The organism is Paenibacillus terrigena DSM 21567 (assembly GCF_000374845.1).
In the GTDB taxonomy this organism is placed as follows: Bacteria; Bacillota; Bacilli; order Paenibacillales; family Paenibacillaceae; genus Paenibacillus_K; species Paenibacillus_K terrigena.
The window spans coordinates 173720-196327 of record NZ_KB895416.1; the positions used below are offsets into that span (position 1 = coordinate 173720).

At 47.3% G+C, this 22608-nt stretch carries 20 protein-coding genes; 15 read left to right on the plus strand and 5 right to left on the minus strand.

Annotated features, from left to right (window positions below; genetic code table 11):
• Nucleotides 1-37 precede the first annotated feature (37 nt).
• Entirely contained in the window at nucleotides 38-877 is an 840-nt protein-coding gene (locus tag C558_RS0114765; protein ID WP_018757059.1) for a phosphatase PAP2 family protein, read from the minus strand.
• Nucleotides 878-951: 74 nt separating this feature from the next.
• On the minus strand, nucleotides 952-1344 hold the full coding sequence (locus C558_RS0114770) for a TIGR04086 family membrane protein (RefSeq protein ID WP_018757060.1): 393 nt from the start codon (nucleotides 1342-1344) through the stop codon (nucleotides 952-954).
• A 201-nt stretch (nucleotides 1345-1545) separates the two neighbouring features.
• Here C558_RS0114770 and C558_RS0114775 point away from each other — a divergent pair, with 201 nt between their 5' ends.
• Nucleotides 1546-2274 carry a DUF421 domain-containing protein gene (locus C558_RS0114775; protein ID WP_018757061.1) on the plus strand — a complete coding sequence of 243 codons (729 nt, stop codon included), beginning with the start codon at nucleotides 1546-1548 and terminating at the stop codon, nucleotides 2272-2274.
• Between the two features lie 8 nt (nucleotides 2275-2282).
• Here C558_RS0114775 and spoVB read toward each other — a convergent pair whose 3' ends face one another.
• Nucleotides 2283-3911, minus strand: coding sequence for a stage V sporulation protein B (gene spoVB, locus C558_RS0114780; protein ID WP_018757062.1), 1629 nt, complete (start codon nucleotides 3909-3911; stop codon nucleotides 2283-2285).
• A 185-nt stretch (nucleotides 3912-4096) separates the two neighbouring features.
• Here spoVB and C558_RS0114785 point away from each other — a divergent pair, with 185 nt between their 5' ends.
• From C558_RS0114785 to C558_RS0114810, 6 genes are all read left to right on the plus strand, one after another.
• Nucleotides 4097-4354 carry a post-transcriptional regulator gene (locus tag C558_RS0114785; protein WP_018757063.1) on the plus strand — a complete coding sequence of 86 codons (258 nt, stop codon included), beginning with the start codon at nucleotides 4097-4099 and terminating at the stop codon, nucleotides 4352-4354.
• A gap of 270 nt (nucleotides 4355-4624) precedes the next feature.
• Nucleotides 4625-5890, plus strand: a complete 1266-nt coding sequence (gene secD, locus C558_RS0114790) for a protein translocase subunit SecD (RefSeq protein WP_018757064.1) — start codon at nucleotides 4625-4627, stop codon at nucleotides 5888-5890.
• A complete protein-coding gene (secF, locus tag C558_RS0114795; RefSeq protein WP_018757065.1) occupies nucleotides 5880-6824 on the plus strand; it encodes a protein translocase subunit SecF in 945 nt (314 codons plus the stop codon). Before secD ends, secF begins: the two co-directional genes overlap by 11 nt.
• A 94-nt stretch (nucleotides 6825-6918) precedes the next feature.
• Complete coding sequence (locus tag C558_RS0114800) at nucleotides 6919-7872, plus strand: cation diffusion facilitator family transporter (protein ID WP_018757066.1); 954 nt, start codon at nucleotides 6919-6921, stop codon at nucleotides 7870-7872.
• Nucleotides 7873-7910: 38 nt separating this feature from the next.
• Nucleotides 7911-10340: a single-stranded-DNA-specific exonuclease RecJ gene (gene recJ, locus C558_RS0114805; RefSeq protein WP_018757067.1), complete on the plus strand. Its 2430-nt coding sequence runs from the start codon at nucleotides 7911-7913 to the stop codon at nucleotides 10338-10340.
• 27 nt (nucleotides 10341-10367) lie between these two features.
• Nucleotides 10368-10880 carry an adenine phosphoribosyltransferase gene (locus C558_RS0114810; RefSeq protein ID WP_018757068.1) on the plus strand — a complete coding sequence of 171 codons (513 nt, stop codon included), beginning with the start codon at nucleotides 10368-10370 and terminating at the stop codon, nucleotides 10878-10880.
• A 76-nt stretch (nucleotides 10881-10956) separates the two neighbouring features.
• Here C558_RS0114810 and uraA read toward each other — a convergent pair whose 3' ends face one another.
• The gene (uraA, locus tag C558_RS0114815; protein WP_018757069.1) at nucleotides 10957-12228 is read right to left on the minus strand and encodes a uracil permease; all 1272 of its coding nucleotides are present in this window, start codon (nucleotides 12226-12228) and stop codon (nucleotides 10957-10959) included.
• 199 nt (nucleotides 12229-12427) lie between these two features.
• On the opposite strand from uraA, the gene C558_RS0114820 reads away from it, so the two are divergent.
• The 6 genes from C558_RS0114820 to C558_RS0114845 all read left to right on the plus strand — a co-directional run bounded on the left by C558_RS0114820 (nucleotide 12428) and on the right by C558_RS0114845 (nucleotide 19710).
• Nucleotides 12428-14608: a RelA/SpoT family protein gene (locus C558_RS0114820; protein ID WP_018757070.1), complete on the plus strand. Its 2181-nt coding sequence runs from the start codon at nucleotides 12428-12430 to the stop codon at nucleotides 14606-14608.
• A 16-nt stretch (nucleotides 14609-14624) separates the two neighbouring features.
• Nucleotides 14625-15071: a D-aminoacyl-tRNA deacylase gene (dtd, locus tag C558_RS0114825; protein ID WP_018757071.1), complete on the plus strand. Its 447-nt coding sequence runs from the start codon at nucleotides 14625-14627 to the stop codon at nucleotides 15069-15071.
• 81 nt (nucleotides 15072-15152) lie between these two features.
• Entirely contained in the window at nucleotides 15153-15323 is a 171-nt protein-coding gene (locus tag C558_RS33800) for a hypothetical protein (protein WP_018757072.1), read from the plus strand.
• A 544-nt stretch (nucleotides 15324-15867) separates the two neighbouring features.
• The gene (gene hisS / locus C558_RS0114835) at nucleotides 15868-17115 is read left to right on the plus strand and encodes a histidine--tRNA ligase (RefSeq protein ID WP_018757073.1); all 1248 of its coding nucleotides are present in this window, start codon (nucleotides 15868-15870) and stop codon (nucleotides 17113-17115) included.
• A gap of 37 nt (nucleotides 17116-17152) precedes the next feature.
• The gene (gene aspS, locus C558_RS0114840; protein ID WP_026263933.1) at nucleotides 17153-18934 is read left to right on the plus strand and encodes an aspartate--tRNA ligase; all 1782 of its coding nucleotides are present in this window, start codon (nucleotides 17153-17155) and stop codon (nucleotides 18932-18934) included.
• Nucleotides 18935-18951: 17 nt separating this feature from the next.
• Nucleotides 18952-19710, plus strand: coding sequence for a tRNA threonylcarbamoyladenosine dehydratase (locus C558_RS0114845; protein WP_018757075.1), 759 nt, complete (start codon nucleotides 18952-18954; stop codon nucleotides 19708-19710).
• A 71-nt stretch (nucleotides 19711-19781) separates the two neighbouring features.
• Here C558_RS0114845 and C558_RS0114850 read toward each other — a convergent pair whose 3' ends face one another.
• A complete protein-coding gene (locus C558_RS0114850; protein ID WP_018757076.1) occupies nucleotides 19782-19976 on the minus strand; it encodes a hypothetical protein in 195 nt (64 codons plus the stop codon).
• Between the two features lie 185 nt (nucleotides 19977-20161).
• Here C558_RS0114850 and C558_RS0114855 point away from each other — a divergent pair, with 185 nt between their 5' ends.
• Both C558_RS0114855 and C558_RS0114860 read left to right on the plus strand, forming a co-directional pair.
• Nucleotides 20162-21178: a ketoacyl-ACP synthase III gene (locus tag C558_RS0114855; protein WP_018757077.1), complete on the plus strand. Its 1017-nt coding sequence runs from the start codon at nucleotides 20162-20164 to the stop codon at nucleotides 21176-21178.
• A gap of 86 nt (nucleotides 21179-21264) precedes the next feature.
• Nucleotides 21265-22578: a replication-associated recombination protein A gene (locus tag C558_RS0114860; RefSeq protein ID WP_018757078.1), complete on the plus strand. Its 1314-nt coding sequence runs from the start codon at nucleotides 21265-21267 to the stop codon at nucleotides 22576-22578.
• Nucleotides 22579-22608 lie beyond the last annotated feature (30 nt).

Below are 22608 nucleotides of genomic sequence, written 5' to 3' on the forward strand. Positions count from 1 at the left end.
CGCATATATTCGCATTTCCGTGCTAATCGATCGACTGCTACTGTCCCACATCTCGATTTGGTACACGGAGCCTTGCTGGTGACTGCACAGTACCTCGATGCGCGAACCAATATCCGATGGATGAAGCTGTTACGGCGAGTACTACTCCCCCGAGCATATCCGTCAACCAGTGAATTCCTAGATAGAAAATAGAGAATACAATGATGGCTGCGCTTGCTGTGGTGAAGATGGCCCATCGTCTGTTCCCCGAACGAATCGCCAGAATGGCAAGTGTCACGGAGATCGATGTATGCAGGCTTGGGAAACAATTGTTGAGTCCTGATAATGCTCTGTACTGCTCTTCGAATTTCGGATAGACATCCAGCATTAAGAATTGTACCTGTGCTGGCGCATAGGACCAGACTTCATTGACAGGGAAGAAGAGATAGAATGGAATGGCGATGACATAGTTGATAATGACCGCGTAGATCGTAGCATAGACCATTTCATCTTTTTTCTCCGCTGTATAGATAGCCAAGGAAGAGAGCAGCAATGTTTGGAAGATAACGACATAAAAAAAGCCGACAACCGTCGTAATCCAGTTATTTGCGAAAAAATGTTGAACCGTTTGAACGAAATTCCCTTCAAGCTGGTGAATCATCGGTGTGAAATCCCATGTCAGATTCATGGCATTTTCGATCTGCAATTCGACATTATTGAGTAGTAGAATCGCAATGAGTGCTATGATATGAAATAAATATTTACGAGAACTGAAAAGCTGACGGACGAAGATTCCGGCAATCTTGATCGGATTCTTCATGGCTCCGAACCATATAAGCAGAATAAAAGCTGCAGCAGTCAGCAAGCTTACCATCTGCATGGAATGAAATAAAACCAACGTACTTTGCCTCCCTATTAAACTGCGATTGTGATACCTGCAACATTATATCACATATCTAACAGGAAGAAACATTACGATCTTTTCATATTAACACCTAGCATGCCGCCGATGGCTGCAATAGAGAACGCAGCGACAAGCATCACAAGGACGGAGACATTGAATCCAGCATCATAAGCGAGGAAACTAATAAGCATGACAATGAGACAGTAGAGAATGCCGAGCAGCCCGCCATAGTACCAGCCGCGTTTCTCCGAACGGCGTCCAGATGTCATACCACCGATGAAGAGGGCAAAGCCATGGAGAATATAGCTGTATTTCGGGAGATTCTCTTCCTGCATACCGCTTAGCCAGAGCAGCATGGATAGAGCAAGTGCTCCTAATGTCATCCAGATAAAAGCATACGTTAATCCCGAAAGAATCGGACTGGAAATATGGAATTTCGAGACACGGTTAATCGGATTCATGCGTAAATCCCTCCTCTATTTTTGAACTACATCTATTACCAACAGTGTATGGTCAGGCTGTATAAATTAGTACAAGGATGCAATCCATTTCCATTTATTTAAACTGGCGATCGGAGTATGAGTCGAGCCAGCGGCGGTCAGAATACCAGATACATGAAGCCAGGGTAATCACAACAATTCACCTAGGAGGTATAGGGCGGAATGGAAAATCTGACCGTTATTTTTCGTACAGTGCTCGTATACTTCATTGTATTTCTGGTGCTGCGTCTGATGGGAAAACGCGAAATCGGTAAGCTATCGGTATTCGATCTGGTGATCTCCATTATGATTGCCGAGAGTGCCGTTTTCGTCTTGGATGATGTGAAGCGTCCGCTATGGGACGGGATTTTACCGATTCTAACGTTATTGGTGATTCAAGTGAGCATCGCCTACATTTCACTCAAGAATCGGACGGTTCGTCTTCTCTTCGACGGCAGGCCGAGCATGATTGTGAACAATGGGAAGCTCGATGCGGATGAAATGCGTAGACAGCGCTATACACTTGATGATCTGATGCAGCAGCTAAGGGATCAGCAGGTGGAGGATTTAAATGATGTGCAATTCGCGATGCTGGAGACGACAGGGAAGCTAAGTGTTATTTTGAAGAAAGAGCAAGAATCATCAGATGACGATAATTCATCCAATCCGATTGATTCTCATAAACATACGAACGCGATTCCTCATGCGGATCATATCAAGTATGCGTCACTTCCGCTGCCTTTGATTATGGATGGGAAAGTGCAGGATGAGAACCTAGAGAAAATTGAGAAGACGCGGTTCTGGCTCAAAAATAAAATTCAAGAAAAAGGCGTTCAAGATTTCAAAGAGGTGTTCTTCTGCACGATTGACCATAAAGGACAACTATTTATCGATACAAGACAGAAGGGGTAGAAAATCAATCAGGAGGCGCGGTTCTGAAAAAATTTGCCGATAATCGGGATCCGAATGATATCATGTCGGTCCACTAATTTGACGAGGAACATCATGACCAAATAAATGATAAGGCCGGCAGTACAAGCGATCAGCATGCGGGCCCAGTTATCCAAAACCAAGCTAGGCTGCCGGAAAATAAATTGAACGACTGCGCCCATAATGATCATCGATGCACCGACTTTGATCAGATCCAACCACGACATCCGGAAGTGAAGGACACGGATAACGCTCTGAAGATGCAGGATCGTGACGACGAGAATATTCACCATGATGGCAATAAGGGCACCATAGATGCCTAAATCCGGATTGGAAGCGAGCTGAACGATCAGGATCAATTTTATCGCCGCGCCAATGAATGTATTGAGCAGGGCCTTACCAGGTTCATTCAACGCTTGGAGCGCAGCTTGTAAAGGTGCCTGAATGTAAATGAACAGCGCGACAGGTGCCATCCATTTGAGCATGTTCGCGACTTCGCCGTTATTATAGAGCAAGAGGCACAGTGGCTCTGCTAGGACGAACATAATGATCGCGAAAGGAGCCCCGGAGACCAGCGAGAGTCGAATGGCCTGATGAAGTCGTTTGTGGATCGTCTTCGAATCCTTCCGTGCAGCTGCCTCGGATAGCGAAGGAACGAGAGATACGGCCAGCGAGTAAGTTAGTGCGCCAGGCAGCATGATGATCGGGATGATCATCCCTTGCAGTGCTCCGTATTGAGCCGTTGCGATACCGGTGGCGATGCCTGCAATGGCAAGGCTCTGCATCGTTAAGATGGATTCAAAAAGATACGATAGCGATCCGACGAGTCGTCCTGCGGTGACGGGGATTGAGATACCCATAATACGTTTAAGAACGCCGGTTTGTTTATCTGTGACTGCATCTGTTTGAGGTGCATTCGACGTATCGTTTTGGAAGGATTTAGCTGCTGATCTTTTGTTCATCCAATAGTGCCAGAACAAAGTGAAAAATCCGCAGAATTCACCGGCCACGACACCTAACATAGCACCTGCTGCTGCGTATTCGATACCCTTTGGCAGGAAAAGATAAGACAGAGTGAGCATCGCTACGATACGGACCAACGTCTCGATGATCCCTGAAGCTGCGGTAGGAATCATATTTTGTTTGCCTTGGAAATAGCCGCGGAAGACAGACGAGACCGCAATCACCGGAATCATCGGCGCCATACTGAGGAAGGTGAGATAGACGCGAGAATCCGTGAGCACATGTGTCGTAATCCAAGGGGCAAATAGAATACATAACAAAGTGAATAGCAAACTGATCCCAATCGTGAAAATGAGGGATACCGTCAGGATCTTACGAACCTTTGCGTCATCTTCTTGCGAATCGGCTTCGGCGACGAGTTTGGCAATTGCAAGTGGAATGCCTCCCGTAATGATGGTTACAATGACGATGAGGAATGGGTAACTTAACTGATACAGGCCGACGCCCTCGGCTCCAATAACACGTGGAAGCGTAATGCGAGGGATAAACCCGAGTATTCGATTAATAATACCGGCAGCGAGTAAGATCATAGTTCCTTTAATAAAAGATTGCTTGCGCAATAGGGATCCCTCTTCCTTCATCATTTTTATGCGCATGAGTCAAGCTCCAGGCTGTCCATTCATATCTATGCATGAAAGATGCTTGACATGCAGAGGGTGATCGAACTATATTTTTCACGAGGACCGATCGTGGGCAGGATAACCCTGATGAAGGATCGAATACTACATCACAAGGGTTGATTGGACAAGCTTGTTCCCGAAAGGTTAGGAGGGACGCATCAATGAGTAATGATTGGGAATCAGACCAAAATTTAGATGAGGTATTTGCACAGCTATGCCAGAGCAAGGCCGAGGAGTTTCATTTAATTGGATATGAACATGTCACGGCAGAAGAAATCTGGGAATGTGTGAGTAATAAATATGTTAAGAAAGGCATGCCACAGCTCCATCAAGTGGTGAATGATATTCTATCGTTAAAAGCGACAAGCTTTATGAATTATATGACGATGGCTGCATTTAAGGGCTCTCCTTTTGGATAAAAGGAGGGCTTTTCTCAACGGGAGGCAAGTGCAGCTTGATGAAGCGCTGATGCTGTTGCATAACTTTACTATTGTAGATAAAAACTACCTCTAAATGTGGTCGAACAGCCCTGTGAATTGACTTCGATAGAGGTTTTTCTTACATTATAAGGAAATGAAAAGGCTTCGATGCGAGTTTGGCAAATGTGCCATATTACGTCATAAATTGACTCGATTTTAGAGCGTCGCTATAATAGGAATATTGAGTATGAAAGGGGAACAGGGGACGGTATGAAAAGAGTTGTAGCTTTTTGGCTTATCGTGGTAGTGTCCGCTGGTGTTATGGCATGGACTACCCCAGGATTGTTGAAAGACATCCGGCTGGGATTAGACCTTAAGGGAGGATTTGAGATTCTCTATCAGGCCCAGCCACTAGATGCGAACGGGAAAGTAACGAAAGAAGCACTTCTCCAGACGGCAAAGAGTCTCGAGAAACGTGCGAATGCACTCGGTACGAGTGAACCGGAGATCTACCCAGAAGGGACAGATCGGATCCGTGTCAAAATTGCAGGGATAAAGAACGAAGAAGAAGTTCGTGAAATCATGAAGAAGCCTGCAGATTTAACGTTCCGCAGCGCAGAAGGTGGAAAAGCGGACGCGAAGACCGATTTGGAGAAGTATCCGAAGATTGAGCTTCGTGGTGATGATTTCGTGGAGAATGGAGCGGAATTGACTTACAGCCAGCTTCGTGAACCGCAAATCGCCATCAAAATTAAAGATAAGAAAAAATTTCAAGAGATTTCTCAACGTTTGTTAGGCAAAAACCTAGCGATTTTCTTGGATGATCGCCTATTGTCTGACCCGGTTGTTAATGGCGTCTTCACAGATGGAACAGCTGTTATCTCCGGTAGTTATAGTGTTGAAGAAGCAAAAGAAATGCGTGATACGATCAACTTGGGTGCACTACCACTCAAATTGAATGAGAAATATTCGAACAGCGTAGAAGCGACGCTCGGACAGAAATCGCTTAATGCGACAATGATCGCAAGTCTTATCGGTTGTGGCATTATTCTGTTATTCATGCTCGTATTCTACCGCCTTCCAGGCGCGATTGCTTGCTTCACGCTGATTTCCTTCACATGGCTGTTATTGCTCGTCTTTAAGCTGGCGAATATTACTTTAACGTTGCCGGGTATTGCAGCATTTGTACTCGGGATCGGGATGGCCGTCGATGCGAATATCATAACCTACGAGCGGGTGAAGGAAGAACTACGCAGCGGGAAGAGCATTCTGTCTTCGTTCAAAGCGGGTTCAAGAACATCCCTTCGTACGATCATTGACTCTCACGTGACGACGATGATCGCGGCTGCGGTATTGTTCGCGCTAGGTACAGGTACGGTTAAAGGGTTCGCGTTAATTCTGATCTTGACGATTATTACAAGTTTGCTCACGAACGTTGTCTTCTCACGGTTCTTGATGGACCTGTTGCTCAAAGATGGCGTTGGACACAAACTTGGATATTTCGGCGTGAAGGAGCGTGAAGTACGTGACCTCTAAGAACAAGAATGCGAACAAGCATTACCTGGATACAGACAAATATAAAGTCGACTTTGTTAAATTAAGCAAGTATTTCTTCACGTTCTCCATCATCATTACATTGCTCGGCGTGATTGTACTTTCTATCTTCGGATTGAATTATGGTGTGGATTTCCGTGAGGGGTCCAGTATTGATGTGACTGTGAACAAGGAATTATCCAAAGCAGAAGTAGATCAGTTCATTGTAGGACAAGGCTTTACGAAGGACCATACGGTTCAGACCAGCAGCGACCGCGTAACCGTTCGTCTTGGGGACGTCCTTACACACGATCAAGAAATCAAATTCAAGAAGGATTTCCAAGCAAAATTTGATCCAAAAGCATCTTTCGAGATCAATACCGTTGATGTTGAAATCGCTAGAGAGCTGCAGACCAATGCGCTGTTATCCGTTGCAATTGCAAGTATCGGGATTATTATTTATGTTAGTATCCGCTTTGAGTGGCGTTTCGCAATTGCGGCCATTATCGCCTTGCTCCATACGTCATTTATCGTTATCAGCGTATTCTCGATCTTCCGTCTGGAAGTCAACTTAACGTTTATTCTGGCGATTCTTACGATCATTGGTTATTCGATCAACGATACTGTCGTTATCTTCGACCGGATTCGTGAGAACCTGCGGTTTGCCAAAATTAAGACCACGGATGATTTGATTACACTTGTGAATCACAGTATTTCGCAGACAATGACACGTTCGATCAACACCGTATTTACGGTATTCATCGCTGCATTCTGTCTACTGCTCTTCGGTAGTGAATCCATTCGTATGTTCTCACTCGCGATGACGATTGGTCTTGTATGTGGTGCATACACTTCTATCTTTATTGCGAGCCCATTGTGGTTAGTGCTGAAGAATAAGGCTAAGAAGCAGAACGAAGCTTCCAAAGCGACAACTTAATTGACGGCGTGAACGAAAAGATTTACGGAAAGCCGCGTCCTCGCGACGCGGCTTTTGTGCGCGAGTGCATCCGTTTCAACTTGGAGGGGGACATATGAGAGATGAGCGTTCCGCTAAGGCGGAAGCGGGGGCATGGGTAGGAATTATTGGGAATTTATTGTTAGCCGTCATGAAAGGAATTGTTGGATGGTATTCTGGCAGTAAAGCCTTACTCGCAGATGCATTTCATTCGGCTTCTGATATCGCGGGATCGCTTGCGGTCCTCGTCGGCATTCGAGCGGCGCGGATCCCGCCGGATAAAGATCATCCTTATGGTCATGGTAAGGCCGAGTCTATCGCTGCGATCGTCGTCTCGTTGCTGCTCGTGTTCGTCGGATTCGAGATTGCGCGCAGTTCGATTCTCGCGATTTTCTCAGGTGTTCATGAAGCGCCTCAAGGTTATGCGGTCCTCGCGATTCTGATATCGATTATCGTGAAGGAAGCGATGTTCCAATATAAATATCGTCTAGGCCGTAAATTAGGGAGTCAAGCGTTAATTGCGAACGCTTGGGAGCATCGGTCCGATGTGTACTCTTCCCTTGCAGCATTGGTTGGCGTAGGTGGAGCACTGGTCGGGGAATGGCAGCACTTGCCATGGCTTCTGTATTTGGATCCGCTGGCAGGGCTTGTGGTTGCTGTCCTCGTGCTGCGAATGGGTTACCGACTTGTCATTGAAGCCATTCATAATACGATGGATCATGTGCTGCATGAAGAGGATTCTAAGGAATTGGTTGATGCGGTATTATCCGTAGCGGGTGTTATCGAAGTGGATGAGCTTCGTGCGAGAGAACATGGACATTATGTGATCGTCGATGTCAAACTAAGTGTGAATCCTCGGATTTCAGTGCTTGAAGGTCATCGGATTGGCAAACGAGTGAAGCAGCATCTCATGAGTCAATTCACGCATGTATCGGATGTGTTCATTCATGTGAACCCTTACGACCCAGGGTTTCCGTATAAGAGTAACAATCACATGTTGGACGATGATCATCCGACATTGCTTCAATAATCAAGCATGATGGCTTGGATGACGAAGGAGGGGGATCAATGCTTCATTCCAAAATGAAGTGGTTGCTCAAAGAATATCCACAGCCGGAGCAAGTGCGTCGATTGGCAGAGGAGACGGGAGTATCCACTTTCATCGCGCAGATGCTCATTGTTCGAGGAATCAATACCGCCGAACAAGTGGAAATGTTCCTGCATGGGACACTTACAGATTTGCATGATCCATTCCTGCTGAAAGGAATGGATGCTGCTGTTGAGCGAATCGAACGGGCCTTAGAGCAGGGCGAGAAAATTCGCATCTATGGTGATTATGATGCAGATGGGGTTTCCAGTACGTCATTAATGATTGAATTGTTCCGCGAGCTTGGCGCGGATTTCGATACCTATATTCCGCATCGGATGACCGAAGGGTATGGCATGAATAATCCAGCGATCGATCATGCGGCGGAGCATGGTGTCGCTTTAATTGTTACGGTCGATACGGGGATTAGCGCCGTCGATCAGATTGCTTATGCGAATCATTTGGGGATTGATGTCGTCGTAACTGATCACCATGAACCGCCGGACGTATTACCGAATGCAGTTGCGCTTGTGAATCCCAAAATCCATGATTGTCCTTATCCTTTCAAAGGATTAGCAGGCGTCGGCGTTGCCTTCAAATTGGCACACGCCCTATTGGGCAGAGTTCCTGAGGAATTATTGGAGTTCGTCACACTCGGGACGATCGCAGATTTGATGCCATTAACGGGGGAGAACCGGATTCTCGTTCGTTATGGTCTTGAACGTATGCGTCATTCGACCAATTTAGGCGTGCGAGCACTATTCGAAACAGCGGATATGAAGCTGCCTCAGATTGGTTCAACGCAAGTTGCATTTGCGATGGCGCCTCGGATCAATGCAAGTGGTCGATTGGAGCATGCGATGCAAGCCGTAGATCTCCTTACGACTAGAGATGTGGCGGAAGCGAAGCAGCTTGCCGAGCATCTTGATGCCCTGAACCGGGCAAGACAAGATATCGTGGAAGAAATTACGGCAGAAGCGGTCGAACAGTTGGAACAGAAAATTGCCGATTCACAAGATGGATTGCTGCCTAAAGTGATTGTGCTTGCAGGTGAAGGATGGAATGTTGGGGTAATCGGAATTGTTGCCTCCAAAATTGTCGAGCGTTATTATCGCCCGACGCTGATTCTGGGCATTGATGCGGATACAGGTAAGTGCAAAGGATCGGCTCGTTCGATTGATGGATTTAATTTGTATAATGCTTTAACAGAATGTTCTGAATTATTAGATCATTATGGTGGACATGAGGCTGCCGCAGGCCTTACAATGGAGCGGGATCATCTTGCTGCATTTGAGGCGCGGATGATCTCGCTTGCTGAGCGCTGTCTCACGCCAGAGCATGAAATGGCTTCCGTTGAGATTGATCTCGAATGTAAATTGTCTGATGCGACCGTTGCATTCATTGAATCACTGGAGGAGCTTGCTCCGTTCGGAATGGCGAACCCGGCGCCTCGTGTGAAGTTGCGTGGGCTTCGGCTCAAGGAGTCCAGACAAATCGGTCAAGAGAAACAGCATCTGAAATTGACACTCGCTGAGGGTCGGATGGAGCTGGATGCCATTTCCTTCCGCAATGGCCCACTCGCGAATCTCATGAATGATGAAGCTGTACTCGATCTTGTTGGAGAACTTCAGATCAATGAATGGAACGGCCGCAGAAAAGCGCAGCTGCTCGTACAAGACTTAGCGGTTCCGCATGTGCAATGTTATGACGGACGCGGGATACGGAATCCGCTGCAGTATATCGAGAAGACTCATTCAGCTTGGGAACAATCGGGGCGTTCTTCGATCTACGGCCCGAAATTGCAGGGGGTTGTTGCAAGTGATTCCTATTGGATGCAATGGGATGTGCCTCCGTTGAATGCAGAGATATTCACGTGTTTGGTGTACGATCGCGAAGTAGGATTAAGACCGATCTCAGGCATGTCTGATCAGCCGCATGTCGAGCTATCGGATCTGCAGACGATTTATCTTATCGATTTGCCAGAGGAAGTCGCTGCAGTCGATTTGATTCTCCAGCACGCCGCACGGCTCGAACGCATTTATATCCTCTACGATAACATGCCAACAGAGGATTGTTTGCGTGTTCCTTCGAGGGAGGAATTTAAACGGGTTTATGTGGATATGATGAAAGAACGGTCGTGGTCTGCTGCCGAGAATACATTTATTCAAGGTATGAAGCAGCGTACAGGACTTTCCGAACGGACTTTGCAGCATGTGATGGATGTATTCACGGAACTTGGTTTCATTCAAGAAGTTTCGGGGCGTGTCACCATCGTGGAACAGCCGCAAAAAGCAGACTTGACCACGGCGCAAGCTTATCGCGATCTTGAACGCAAGTCTGCTGTAGAAGAGCAATTATTAGCCGTATCGACAGCGCAGCTCGCGCGTCGTTTTGGGCGACAATCCGTTTAAGTAATGAAATAGAGGAGAGATAGATAGATGGATTTCAAACAACATATTCGTGTCATTGAGGATTTTCCGCAACCAGGTATTAGCTTTAAAGACATTACGACTTTGCTCAAAAACGGTGAAGCTTACCGCGAAGCTATCAATGCCATGAAGGAAATGATCAAGGACAAGCAAATTGATCTGATCGCAGGTCCAGAAGCACGTGGATTCGTCGTGGGTGCACCTCTTGCTTATGCTCTTGGCGTAGGGTTCTTACCGATTCGTAAGAGCGGTAAATTACCGGGAGAGACGATTGAAGTTGGCTATGACCTAGAGTATGGTTCAGACAAGTTGGCGATGCATAAGGATGCCATCAAACCGGGTCAGAAGGTTCTTATCGCGGATGACCTGCTTGCAACAGGCGGTACAATCTGTACTTCGGTGAACCTTGTTCAGCAGCTAGGCGGCGATGTTGTCGGTGCGGCTTTCTTGATCGAGCTCGCAGAATTAAATGGCCGCGACAAACTAGAGAACATTGATGTCTTCTCATTGTTAACTTATTAATCATAATAAAGATGTATCAAAAAGAGCTGGTGTAACGTATTCGTTACGACCAGCTCTTTTTGTGTATAGCTATGGATTACTTATCGTTCGACCAGCCAATTTTCTCAATGATGGTGAAGAATAAGCTTAGGAAGATCGCTACGATGGTCGCAAGCGCCATCCCTTTAAGCTCCACATGGCCGAGCGTTAGCTTCGCGCCGCTGATCCCAATGACGATAACAATGGTTGTGAGCAATAGGTTCGTAGGTTTGCTGAAGTCGACTTTGGAATCTACCAGGATGCGAAGACCGGATGCCGCGATAACACCGAAGAGCATCAGCGACACACCACCCATGACCGGTACAGGAATACTAGAGATAATGGCCGAGATTTTACCGGAGAAGGACATCAGAATCGCGAAAACGGCAGCGCCGCCAATCACGAATGTGGAGTATACTTTCGTAAGTGCCATAACGCCGATGTTCTCGCCGTATGTAGTATTCGGTGTTGAACCTACAAAACCAGAGATGATCGTGGAAATCCCGTTACCGAGAAGGGAACGGTGAAGACCCGGGTCTTTGGACAAATCTTTCCCTACAATATTGCTTGTTACCATTAAGTGACCGACATGCTCAACGATAACGACGAGCGCTGCAGGGATAATTGTAATAATCGCTGTCCAGTTGAATGTTGGCGTCGTAATATGTGGAAAGGAGAACCAACTTGCATCTATAACACTTTTCCATTTCACAAGACCTAGCATAAATGCAACTATATAACCGACGAAGATTCCGATCAGGATCGGAATGATCTTGAAGAAGCCGCGGAACATTACATTACCAATAACCGTCACGCCAAGTGTAATGAGCGATACCGTAATGACTTTAGAATCCGGTGTCCAATCTGGAGCTGATCCGACAAGACCTGCCATGCTAGCTGCAACTGGAACAAGCTCAAGACCAATGACGGCTACAATTGCAGCCATTGCTGCTGGAGGGAACAGAATGTGAATCCAATTTGTCCCAGCCACTTTAATGAGAAGAGCTACTAGACAGAAGATAACCCCAGTAACGATGAAGCCGCCTAGCGCATCGGAATAACCGTTGCCGCCTTTCATAGCGAGTACGACCATAACCGGTGATATAAATGCGAAGCTTGAGCCTAGAAATGCAGGAATTTGCATTTTACATAAGAATAGATAGAGCAGTGTGCCGATCCCGTTCATTAGAAGAACAATACCCGGATCAATACCGAACAAATTCGGAACAAGAACGGTCGACCCGAACATAGCGAACAAATGCTGAATACTCAGGATTGCGCCTTTGCCGAGTGGAGGTCTTTCATGGACTTGAATTTCTCTTTGTGACAACAATATCACTCCCCAATAAATATAAAACCTGTACTATCTTATATAGAATTTCCGATAATTTCAACAAAAATGTGCACAAATAGACAAACCAAAGTCAGAATAGTTGACGAAGCCAGCCCAGAAGGGCATAATGATAAAAACACGGATTTATGGTCGGATTGAACCGCATTCTATGTAGAGAGGAATTGGAACGGAGCAGATGGGCATTGAAAAGTTACTTGAGAAGGCATCCGCATATATCAAACCACAGGACTTGCAGCGTATACAGGAAGCCTACGATTTTGCTGAGAAAGCCCATATCAATCAGGTGCGCAAATCGGGGGAGCCTTATATTCTTCACCCGCTTGCGGTCGCTGATATTGTGGTTAATATGCAGATGGATACGACATCCGTTATTGCGGCGCTATTGCATGATGTAGTTGAAGACACATCGGTCTCCTTGGATGCCATTCGGGAGAAATTCGGCAATACTTGCGCCTTGCTCGTGGATGGTCTGACTAAACTCGAGAAGATTCAGTTCCGATCCAAAGAGGAACAACAGAACGAGAACTATCGGAAGATGTTTGTAGCAATGGCGCAGGATATTCGTGTCATTGTCATTAAGCTTGCAGACCGTTTGCACAACATGCGAACGTTAAAATATCAATCCGAAGAAAGCCAGCGTCGAATTGCTTATGAGACGTTGGAGATTTTTTGTCCAATCGCACATCGGCTCGGGATTTCCGCAATTAAATGGGAGATGGAGGATATCGCCCTTAGATATTTAAATCCGCAGCAATACTACCGGATTGCGAATCTCGTTCAGAAGAAGCGTGTAGAGCGGGAGCAGTATATTGATAATGTCATTGAACGAATCAAAGAGAAGCTAGGCGAGATGGGGATCGAAGCGGATTTATCCGGACGCCCCAAACATATTTATAGCGTGTATAAGAAGATGTCGACGAAGAACAAGCAATTCACTGAAATCTATGATTTGCTCGCGATTCGGATCATTGTTGATAATATTAAAGATTGTTATGCGACACTCGGAATTATCCATACGTTATGGAAGCCGATGCCTGGCAGATTCAAAGATTATATCGCGATGCCAAAAGCGAATATGTATCAGTCCCTGCATACGACGGTAATTGGGCCGAATGGTGAACCGACAGAAGTGCAAATCCGCACATGGGAAATGCATCGCACGTCCGAGTTCGGTATCGCAGCGCATTGGGCATACAAAGAAGGCAGTGTCGTACCTGCTGGCAATTTCGAGGACAAAATGAACTGGTTCCGCGAAATTTTAGAGCTCCAGCAAGAGACCAAAGATGCGTCAGAGTTCATGGAATCACTCAAAATGGACTTCTTCTCGGATCTTGTGTTTGTTTTTACACCAAAAGGCGAAGTTATCGAATTACCGGCAGGATCAGTCCCGTTGGATTTTGCTTATCGCATTCATACGGAAGTCGGAAATCGGACGATTGGCGCGAAGGTAAACGGTCGAATCGTACCGCTCGAACATAAATTGAAGACAGGCGATATCGTCGAAATTCTAACGTCGAAGCATTCCTACGGTCCAAGTCAGGATTGGGTCAAAATCGCACAATCCTCGCACGCGCGCAGCAAAATTAAGCAATGGTTCAAGAAAGAGCGCCGCGAGGAGAACGTAGAGAAGGGTCGAGAACTGCTCGAGCGCGAGATAAAGCGTCTAGGACTAGAGCCGTCGGCTTGGTTAACGGATGACAAGCTGCTTGAGGTGGCGAAGAAATTCACCTTCAATGATATCGAAGATATGCTGTCTGCCATCGGCTTCAGTGGCATTACCGCAGCTCAGATCTGCACAAGACTTACGGAGAAAATGCGTAAGGAAGCGGAAGAAGCGAATTTAATCGAATTGACGAATGAAGTACGTGAAGTGAAGAGTTCGCCAGAACGGAAATCACGTCCGACGAACGGCGTTCGGGTCAAAGGTATCGATAACCTGCTTGTGCGGTTTGCACGCTGCTGTAATCCGATTCCTGGTGATGATATTATCGGGTATATTACGCGTGGACGCGGGGTGTCTGTGCATCGAACGGATTGTACGAACATTCCGAAGGATGACGATGCTGATGAAGCAGCACGTGTCATTGAAGTTGAGTGGGAGAAGACGGTCGAAGCGAACTATAGTGTTGATATTGAGATTACAGGACTGGATCGCCGCGGTATGCTAAATGAAGTGCTTCAGGCGGTATCCGAGAGCAAGACGAATATTTCGGCGGTATCGGGTCGTTCGGATAAGAACAAAATGTCGCTCATTCATATGACGATTCTCATTCGGAACAATGATCATTTGCAATCGGTCGTCGATAAAATTAAGCGTGTCAGAGATGTCTATTCCGTTCATCGGATGATGCAATAGAGGAGAATTGTGGTTCATGAAAGTCGTGGTACAGCGTTGTAAAGAAGCAAGCGTCATTGTCTCGGGTGAGACCATCGGTCAAATTGAATTCGGATTAATGCTGCTCGTGGGCATCACCCATGAAGATACAGAACAAGATGTTCGGTATGCTGCGGATAAAATTGCGGGGCTGCGTATCTTTGAAGATGATCAGGAGAAAATGAACTTCTCTGTCGTGGATGTTGGCGGACAGATCCTATCGGTCTCCCAGTTCACACTCTACGGTGATGTTCGCAAAGGGAAACGTCCGAACTTCATGGCTGCGGCTCGTCCCGAACAGGCGGAAAAGTTATACGAACTCTTCAATGCGAGATTGCGTGAGCTAGGCTTGGTCGTAGAGACCGGGCGGTTCGGGGCAATGATGGATGTCGTCTTTACGAATTCAGGCCCCGTCACCTTGATCGTGGATTCGAAGCAAGAGTAAGCAAAAACACCCAGATGGATTAAGAGAGCTCCGATCGGGAAGACTAGGGAGGTACCAGTCTTACGTGAAGGAGCGATTGAGTTGCGTTCATCGAAGAAAGAAATGGCCATGCGACGAGCAGATGCTCGAATTCTTGGCAATGATATGCATGAGACGATGCGGATGGGCGTCAGTCGGAGCGGGAACGAGTTCGCTTCCGAGATGATGATTCCAACGAAGCGTAATCAGGATTGGAATGGAACGGGGAAATGAAGCGCTTTATTTTTTGTAATATAACTGTAATGTTAATTAAACAATCCGATAACATTGCCGGTCTATACTACAAACATGACCCCCTTTTTAATATAACTTTTGGACCTACAATCGAATTTGTAGGTTTTTTTCTGTTTTCTTATCGAATTAAGGCCTAAAGAGGCAACCAAATCTTGACTTTCCTACACTAACTCGCTACAATCATATAATAAGTTTATGAATCTTTGATTCGTTGAAGGGATAAAGTACTTCACCCCACATAGACAGAGAGGGATCCCCAGGCTGTAAGGATCCTTATGATGGACGAACGAATAGACCTCCCTGAGAACAAACGGTGAACCGATGAGCTTCGATGCGAAGCTTTCGCAGTAATCGATTTGCGTGTCACGGGCGTTAACCGTAAAGCGAGCGATATTCATCCTGAATTATGGGATTTAGCTCGAAATGTGGGTGGTACCACGGGTGAATGTGAACACAATCTCTCGTCCCTGTTCTGATGACAGGGGTGGGGGATTTTTTTATTTTTAGACGGAGGGAATCGATTATGGCATTTCAGAAGCCTACGGGCACACAGGATATTCTGCCTGGGAATGTAGAGAACTGGCAGTTTATTGAAGAGAAAGCGCGTGACTTGAGCCGCAGGTTCAATTACAAGGAGATTCGCACACCGATTTTTGAGCAGACTGAATTGTTCGAGCGCGGTGTTGGAGAGACGACAGACGTCGTCGAGAAAGAAATGTATACGTTCCGTGATAAAGGCGACCGCAGCATGACGCTTCGTCCGGAAGGTACGGCAGGCGTGGTTCGTTCCTATGTAGAGAACAAGCTCTACGGGGAGCCGGATACATGCAAGTTGTATTATATCGGTCCGATGTTCCGTTATGAGCGTCCGCAAGCAGGGCGTCAGCGCCAATTCCATCAGTTCGGGATCGAAGCCTTCGGTGCGATAGACCCGAGTATTGATGCGGAAGTTGTGGCGTTCGGTTATCAGTTCTGCCGCGAGATCGGATTACAAGGTGTAAAGGTGGAGATCAACTCCATCGGGAACCCAGCCGTTCGGGCAGCTTATCGCGATACATTGCTGAATTTCTTGAATCCGCTACGGGACAAACTCTGCAAGGATTGTCAGTCTCGTATGGATCGTAATCCACTTCGTGTATTGGATTGTAAAGTGGATCAGCAATATTTCACGGATGCACCATCGATTCTAGATAGTCTGGATGAAGAATGTGCGACACACTTCGAGAAGGTGAAGCAGCATTTGACCGCAATGGGTGTGGAATACACGATTAATCACCGTCTTGTACGGGGGCTTGACTATTATACGCATACTGCGTTTGAGTATAAAGCACAAGGCATCGGCGCGATTGATACGATCGGCGGCGGTGGGCGATACAACGGATTGGTTGCTGGTATTGGCGGCCCGGATCAACCGGGTGTCGGATTTGGTATCGGTCTAGAGCGTATCGCATTAATTCTGGAGAAGCAGGGCATTGCGATTCCGCAGCCAAAGCCACTCGATGTGTATCTGATTGCACTTGGCGAGCAGGCGGAGGATGAGGTTACGAAGCAGCTTCATATTTTACGGACACAAGGCATCATTGCGGAGAAAGACTACAAGGGACGTAAAATGAAGGCGCAAATGAAATCAGCTGACAGGATGCAAGCTCGCTTTACCGCGATTTTAGGTGATGACGAGTTATCTCGCGGAGAGATTGCGCTGAAATCGATGGCTACAGGGGAGCAAAAGATGGTACCGCTCGCTCGCTTAGCTGAAGAAATCATTAAATAGGTAAAGACAATATACCAAAAGGGGTAGAACGAAAATGATGCTAAAAACGCATAACTGTGGAACATTGACCAAAGCAAACGTCGGTGAGACGGTAACGCTCAACGGTTGGGTACAGCGCCGCCGTGACCTTGGAGGCGTGCTCTTTATTGATCTTCGCGACCGCAGCGGGATCGTACAAATCGTGTTCAATCCAGATTTCTCCGGCGATGCGCTTAAATTAGGCGATCGTGCGCGGAATGAATTCGTACTTGCTGTTTCTGGTAAAGTCGTGGAACGCGATGCGGAGACGGTTAACTCGAACTTGCCGACAGGTGAGGTTGAAGTACAAATTACGGAAATTGAAATTCTAAATGCAGCGAAGAACCCGCCGTTCTTCATCGAAGACGGCATCGAAATTGATGAGTCCCTTCGCTTGAAATATCGTTACCTGGATCTACGTCGTCCAGAGATGCAAAAAACATTATTGCTTCGTTCGAAGGCTGCGAAAATTTTCCGCGATTTCCTCGACGAGCAGGGCTTTATCGATGTGGAGACTCCAATCTTGACGAAGAGCACACCAGAAGGTGCGCGTGACTATCTTGTACCGAGCCGGGTGCATCCAGGTGAATTCTTCGCATTGCCGCAATCGCCACAAATTTTCAAACAGTTGCTAATGGTCGGCGGGATCGAGCGTTACTACCAAATCGCACGCTGCTTCCGCGATGAAGATCTTCGTGCAGACCGTCAGCCAGAATTCACGCAAGTCGACATTGAGACATCCTTCTTGTCCCAAGATCAATTACTTGGCATGATGGAGCAGCTCATGGCTCGCTTGTTCAAGGAAACAATTAACGTTGATATTCCTACGCCGTTCCAACGTATAACTTATGCAGATGCAATGGGTAAATATGGTTCAGATAAGCCGGACTTGCGTTTTGGCATGGAATTGATTGAAATGAACGATATCGTAGCGAACTGTGGTGTAAAAGTATTTGCTTCCGTGATTGAAAAAGGCGGCGAAGTGAAATGCTTGAACGCAAAAGGCTGCGGAACATGGAGCCGTAAAGATATCGACGATCTAGGACCTTATGCAGCGCGTTATGGCGCGAAAGGCCTCGCTTGGATTCAAGTGAAAGACGGCGAGTTCAAAGGGCCTATCGTGAAATTCTTCAGCGAAGAAGAAATTGCAGCGATCAAAGAACGTACAGGGGCAGAAGAAGGCGACTTGCTCTTGTTCTCCGCTGACAACAAGAAAGTTGTTGCTGATGTACTTGGCAACCTACGTCTCAAAATCGGCCGTCAACTCGGTTTGATTAACGATAATGAATACAAATTCGCATGGGTTGTGGATTTCCCACTTCTCGGATATGACGAAGAAGCGAAACGCTATGTCGCAGAACACCATCCGTTCACGCGTCCGAACGAAGATGATGTGCATTATTTCGACACTGACCCAGGAAAGATTCGTGCACAAGCTTACGATATCGTCTTGAACGGTTATGAAGTCGGCGGCGGTTCGATGCGGATCTACAAACGTGATGTGCAAGAGAAAATGTTCAACGCACTTGGCTTCTCGCCAGAACAAGCGAAAGAACAATTCGGCTTCTTGCTGGATGCATTCGAATACGGAACGCCTCCACACGGTGGTATTGCATTCGGATTTGACCGCTTAGTGATGCTGCTCACAGGCCGTACGAACCTACGTGAGACGATCGCATTCCCGAAAACAGCAAGTGCAACAGATTTGCTCAGCAATGCGCCATCACCGGTTGAGAGCGCACAGCTCGATCAATTGCACATCAAGCTCTCGAAAAAAGCAGCTGAAGCAGTCATCGGCTAGAGGAGGCAGTAAGCACTATGCTTCATCAGTTTTCTAGAACAGAACTGGCTATTGGTCCGGATGGTCTGGACAAAATGAAGAGAAGTACCGTCGCGGTCCTCGGGATCGGCGGCGTCGGTTCAATTGCAGCTGAAGCGCTCGCGCGCACAGGGGTTGGCCGGATCATTCTCATCGATAAAGATGTCGTCGACATTACGAACATTAATCGCCAGATTCATGCATTAACAACGACGGTGGGACAGAAGAAGGCCGATTTGATGCATGACCGGATTAAGCTCATTAATCCGGATTGCGATGTCATCGCGCTGAATATGTTCTACACGGAAGAGACTTATGAGCAGTTGTTCCAGTATCCACTCGATTATGTACTGGATGCATCGGATACGATCATCTATAAGATTCATCTGATCAAACAGTGTCTGACGCGCGGGATCCCGATCATTTCGAGCATGGGCGCAGCGAATAAGATGGATCCGACAAAGTTCCAAGTTGCGGATATTTCCAAGACGTCCATGGACCCGATTGCTCGCGTTGTGCGTCAGAAATTGCGTAAGGAAGGTATTAAAAAAGGGGTTCAAGTTGTCTTCTCCACGGAGGAGCCAATCAAACCTCGTGAAGATGTGACCCAGCGAATCGTTCCGGAGAATGCGCCGGATATTCGCAAAGCGCAAATGCCGCCAGCGAGTAACGCGTTCGTACCCCCAACCGTTGGGCTGATTATGACCAGCGTTGCAGTACGTGATTTGCTCGCAACTATGCAGACAGAAGAATCATGATAATGCGAATAACCTGTTCTTGGCCGATTTGGTTGAGAGCAGGTTATTTTTTGTGCCAATTATAGGTGAGATTATTTCAGCCGCAGGTAAGCCCAGCTTACCAGACTGAGAGCTGTCGCTCCTGCGAGTGCGATGAAGAGGAAATAACCTGCTCTGGTGCGTGTAACCGTATGCGAGTCGTAGAATTCCCCTTTGCGTGCAGTACCCACCCAGAGATCCCATACAAGGTTCATAACCACTACCGTAAAACTTCGGATTTGATTCATCGCCACATCTCCTTTTTCCTTAATTGTAATAAAATTGAAGTAATATATCTACAGTAGAATCTTTCACAGACAAGAAAAACATGCCCCCCCACTAGCGTTATTTAAGGGGGTGTGTTATGATATCACTAAATTTAGTACCAGATACTAATATCTAGTGTTAACTAAAATTGAAGGAGGACTAGGACATGACAAATTCAAACGTGTTGAAAGATAGTAAAGTCGAAATGACTTCGCATGCTCGAATTAAAGCAATTGGTGCTTACGTACCAGAGCGCAAAATTACGAATACAGATATGGAACAGATGGTAGATACCAGTGATGAATGGATTGTGCAGCGTACAGGGATTCATGAGCGAAGAGCCGTTCGTGATGGCGAATTTACGAGTGATATGTGTATTCGAGCTGTCGAGGATATGCTCGCTAACTATCCGGTTAACGTTGAAGACGTCGATATGATTCTGGTCGCGACGAATACGCCCGATGTTCCGTTCCCTTCAGTAGCGGCAATCGTTCAAGCGCATTTTGGGATCGCAAGTACGGGGACGCTGGATATCAATGCGACATGTGCAGGATTCGCATATGGTCTGCATCTCGCGAACGGTCTGATCAGCGCAGGCTTGCATCGGAAGATTCTCGTCTTCGGGGCAGATACCTTAACACGTGTGACGGATTACACGGATCGCACGACCTGTATCCTTTTTGGTGATGGAGCGGGTGTCGTGATGGTGGAACGAGATATGGAGAACGGTGCATTTCAGGCGGTGACGATGGGGACAGACGGTACAGGCGGCAAGCATGTATATCGGTCAGGATCGCGTAAGGAGCTCCACGGCACAGCGCTAGTCGGAGATGGGAATATCGTACAGAACGGACGTGAGGTCTACCGTTTTGCTGTGAGTACGGTCCCGAAAGGAATTGCAGCACTGCTCGAGCAGACAGGTGGAACAACAGAGGAGATTGATTGGTTCGTACCACATAGCGCGAATTTGCGCATTATCGAATCGATCTGTGAGAAGAGCGATATTCCATTGGAGAAGGCGCTCTATAGTCTCGAATACTACGGCAATACATCGGCTGCATCGATTCCGCTCGCCATTCATTTGGGAGTTCAGGAGGGGAAAGTGAAGCAGGGCGACAATATGCTATTGTTCGGATTCGGGGGCGGTCTCACGTACACAGGATTGATCCTTCGCTGGATGTAGTTAGGCTCGCTTAGGCTACTTGTGGTATGATATAAGAACAAGTGTTAGCATCATATCGCAGAATAAATAAGGGTTGGGATTAGACGATGGATTTATTCTCTTATCAAGAACAATCAGAACCGGGACAGCGTTTGCTCGCAGATCGGCTGCGGCCGCAGTCCCTGGATGAATACATTGGTCAGGAACATATTGTAGGACCGGGTAAATTGCTTCGAAGAGCAATCGAAGCAGATCAGGTCAGCTCGATTCTTCTCTATGGGCCGCCAGGGTGCGGGAAGACGACGTTAGCTCATATCATTTCGAGGCAGACCAAAGGTACATTCGTACGCCTAAATGCAGTCGATGCATCGGTTAAGGATGTACGAGAAGTCATAGAACAAGCCAAACAGAATAAGATGATGTATGGGACGAAGACGATTCTATTCTTGGACGAGGTGCATCGCTTCAACAGCTCGAGGCAGGATGCGCTGCTGCCTGCGGTGGAGCAAGGCACCATCGTGTTCATTGGAGCGACGACGGAGAACCCGTTCCATTATGTGAACGGGGCGTTGCTCAGTCGCTCTACGCTCTTCCAGCTGCAGCCGCTGACGCAGGTGCATTCGCTGCTGGCCATGCGCCGTGCCCTGTCGGATCCCGACAGGGGCCTCGGCTTCATGCAGCTCAGCGCCGATGAAGAGGCGCTGGCGCACATCGCCAGCATGGCGAATGGGGACATTCGCCGTGCGCTGAATGCGCTGGAGCTGGCGGCACTGACGACGCCGCCGGATGCGGACGGCAGCGTCCGCATCACACTCGAGGTGGCGGAGGAGTCCATCCGCCGCCCGACGGTCCGTGCAGACGAGTCGACGCAGTACGACGTCTTGTCGGCGTTCCACAAGAGCATTCGCGGATCGAGCGATGCCGCGTTGTTCTGGTTCTTCTATGCCGTCGAGAAGCTAGGCATGGACCCGATGACGTTCATCCGTCGTCTGACCGTCGCATGCAGCGAAGACATCGGCTTAGCTAATCCGCAAGCGCTCGTTCAAGCGACCAGCGCGCTGGATGCGTATCATAAGATCGGGTGGCCAGAATCCAAATATATTATTGCCCAGGCCATTCTATTTGCTGTTGAGAGTCCGAAGTCGAATGCGATTCCGCTCGCTATCTATCGCGCGATGGAAGCGATGGAGGAGATCAAGTCAGCCGAGGTGCCGCTTCATTTGCGCGATACGCATTATAAGGGGGCAGAGAAGCTGGGTCATCAAGGGTACAAGTATCCGCATGATTATCCAGGGCATTATGTCGTGCAGGATTATTTGCCTGCGAACATTCGAAATCGTGTCTTCTATATGGCCTCTGAGCAAGGTATGGAAGAGAAAATTAAGCATAACCAACAGCTTCGGCGACAACCAAAATCATAGACGAAAATTTTCCTTCATTTGACGGACAAA

What these genes read in the sequence shown, in the direction of transcription:
- recJ (WP_018757067.1), top strand. Translation starts at nt 7,911, where the DNA reads ATGCTTCATTCCAAAATGAAGTGGTTGCTCAAAGAATATCCACAGCCG.
- C558_RS0114860 (WP_018757078.1), top strand. Translation starts at nt 21,265, where the DNA reads ATGGATTTATTCTCTTATCAAGAACAATCAGAACCGGGACAGCGTTTG.
- aspS (WP_026263933.1), top strand. Translation starts at nt 17,153, where the DNA reads ATGCTAAAAACGCATAACTGTGGAACATTGACCAAAGCAAACGTCGGT.
- C558_RS0114810 (WP_018757068.1), top strand. Translation starts at nt 10,368, where the DNA reads ATGGATTTCAAACAACATATTCGTGTCATTGAGGATTTTCCGCAACCA.
- secD (WP_018757064.1), top strand. Translation starts at nt 4,625, where the DNA reads ATGAAAAGAGTTGTAGCTTTTTGGCTTATCGTGGTAGTGTCCGCTGGT.
- C558_RS0114785 (WP_018757063.1), top strand. Translation starts at nt 4,097, where the DNA reads ATGAGTAATGATTGGGAATCAGACCAAAATTTAGATGAGGTATTTGCA.
- C558_RS0114770 (WP_018757060.1), bottom strand. Translation starts at nt 1,344, where the DNA reads ATGAATCCGATTAACCGTGTCTCGAAATTCCATATTTCCAGTCCGATT.
- dtd (WP_018757071.1), top strand. Translation starts at nt 14,625, where the DNA reads ATGAAAGTCGTGGTACAGCGTTGTAAAGAAGCAAGCGTCATTGTCTCG.
- C558_RS0114845 (WP_018757075.1), top strand. Translation starts at nt 18,952, where the DNA reads ATGCTTCATCAGTTTTCTAGAACAGAACTGGCTATTGGTCCGGATGGT.
- C558_RS0114800 (WP_018757066.1), top strand. Translation starts at nt 6,919, where the DNA reads ATGAGAGATGAGCGTTCCGCTAAGGCGGAAGCGGGGGCATGGGTAGGA.
- C558_RS0114775 (WP_018757061.1), top strand. Translation starts at nt 1,546, where the DNA reads ATGGAAAATCTGACCGTTATTTTTCGTACAGTGCTCGTATACTTCATT.
- C558_RS0114820 (WP_018757070.1), top strand. Translation starts at nt 12,428, where the DNA reads ATGGGCATTGAAAAGTTACTTGAGAAGGCATCCGCATATATCAAACCA.
- spoVB (WP_018757062.1), bottom strand. Translation starts at nt 3,911, where the DNA reads ATGCGCATAAAAATGATGAAGGAAGAGGGATCCCTATTGCGCAAGCAA.
- hisS (WP_018757073.1), top strand. Translation starts at nt 15,868, where the DNA reads ATGGCATTTCAGAAGCCTACGGGCACACAGGATATTCTGCCTGGGAAT.
- C558_RS0114855 (WP_018757077.1), top strand. Translation starts at nt 20,162, where the DNA reads ATGACAAATTCAAACGTGTTGAAAGATAGTAAAGTCGAAATGACTTCG.
- C558_RS0114850 (WP_018757076.1), bottom strand. Translation starts at nt 19,976, where the DNA reads ATGAATCAAATCCGAAGTTTTACGGTAGTGGTTATGAACCTTGTATGG.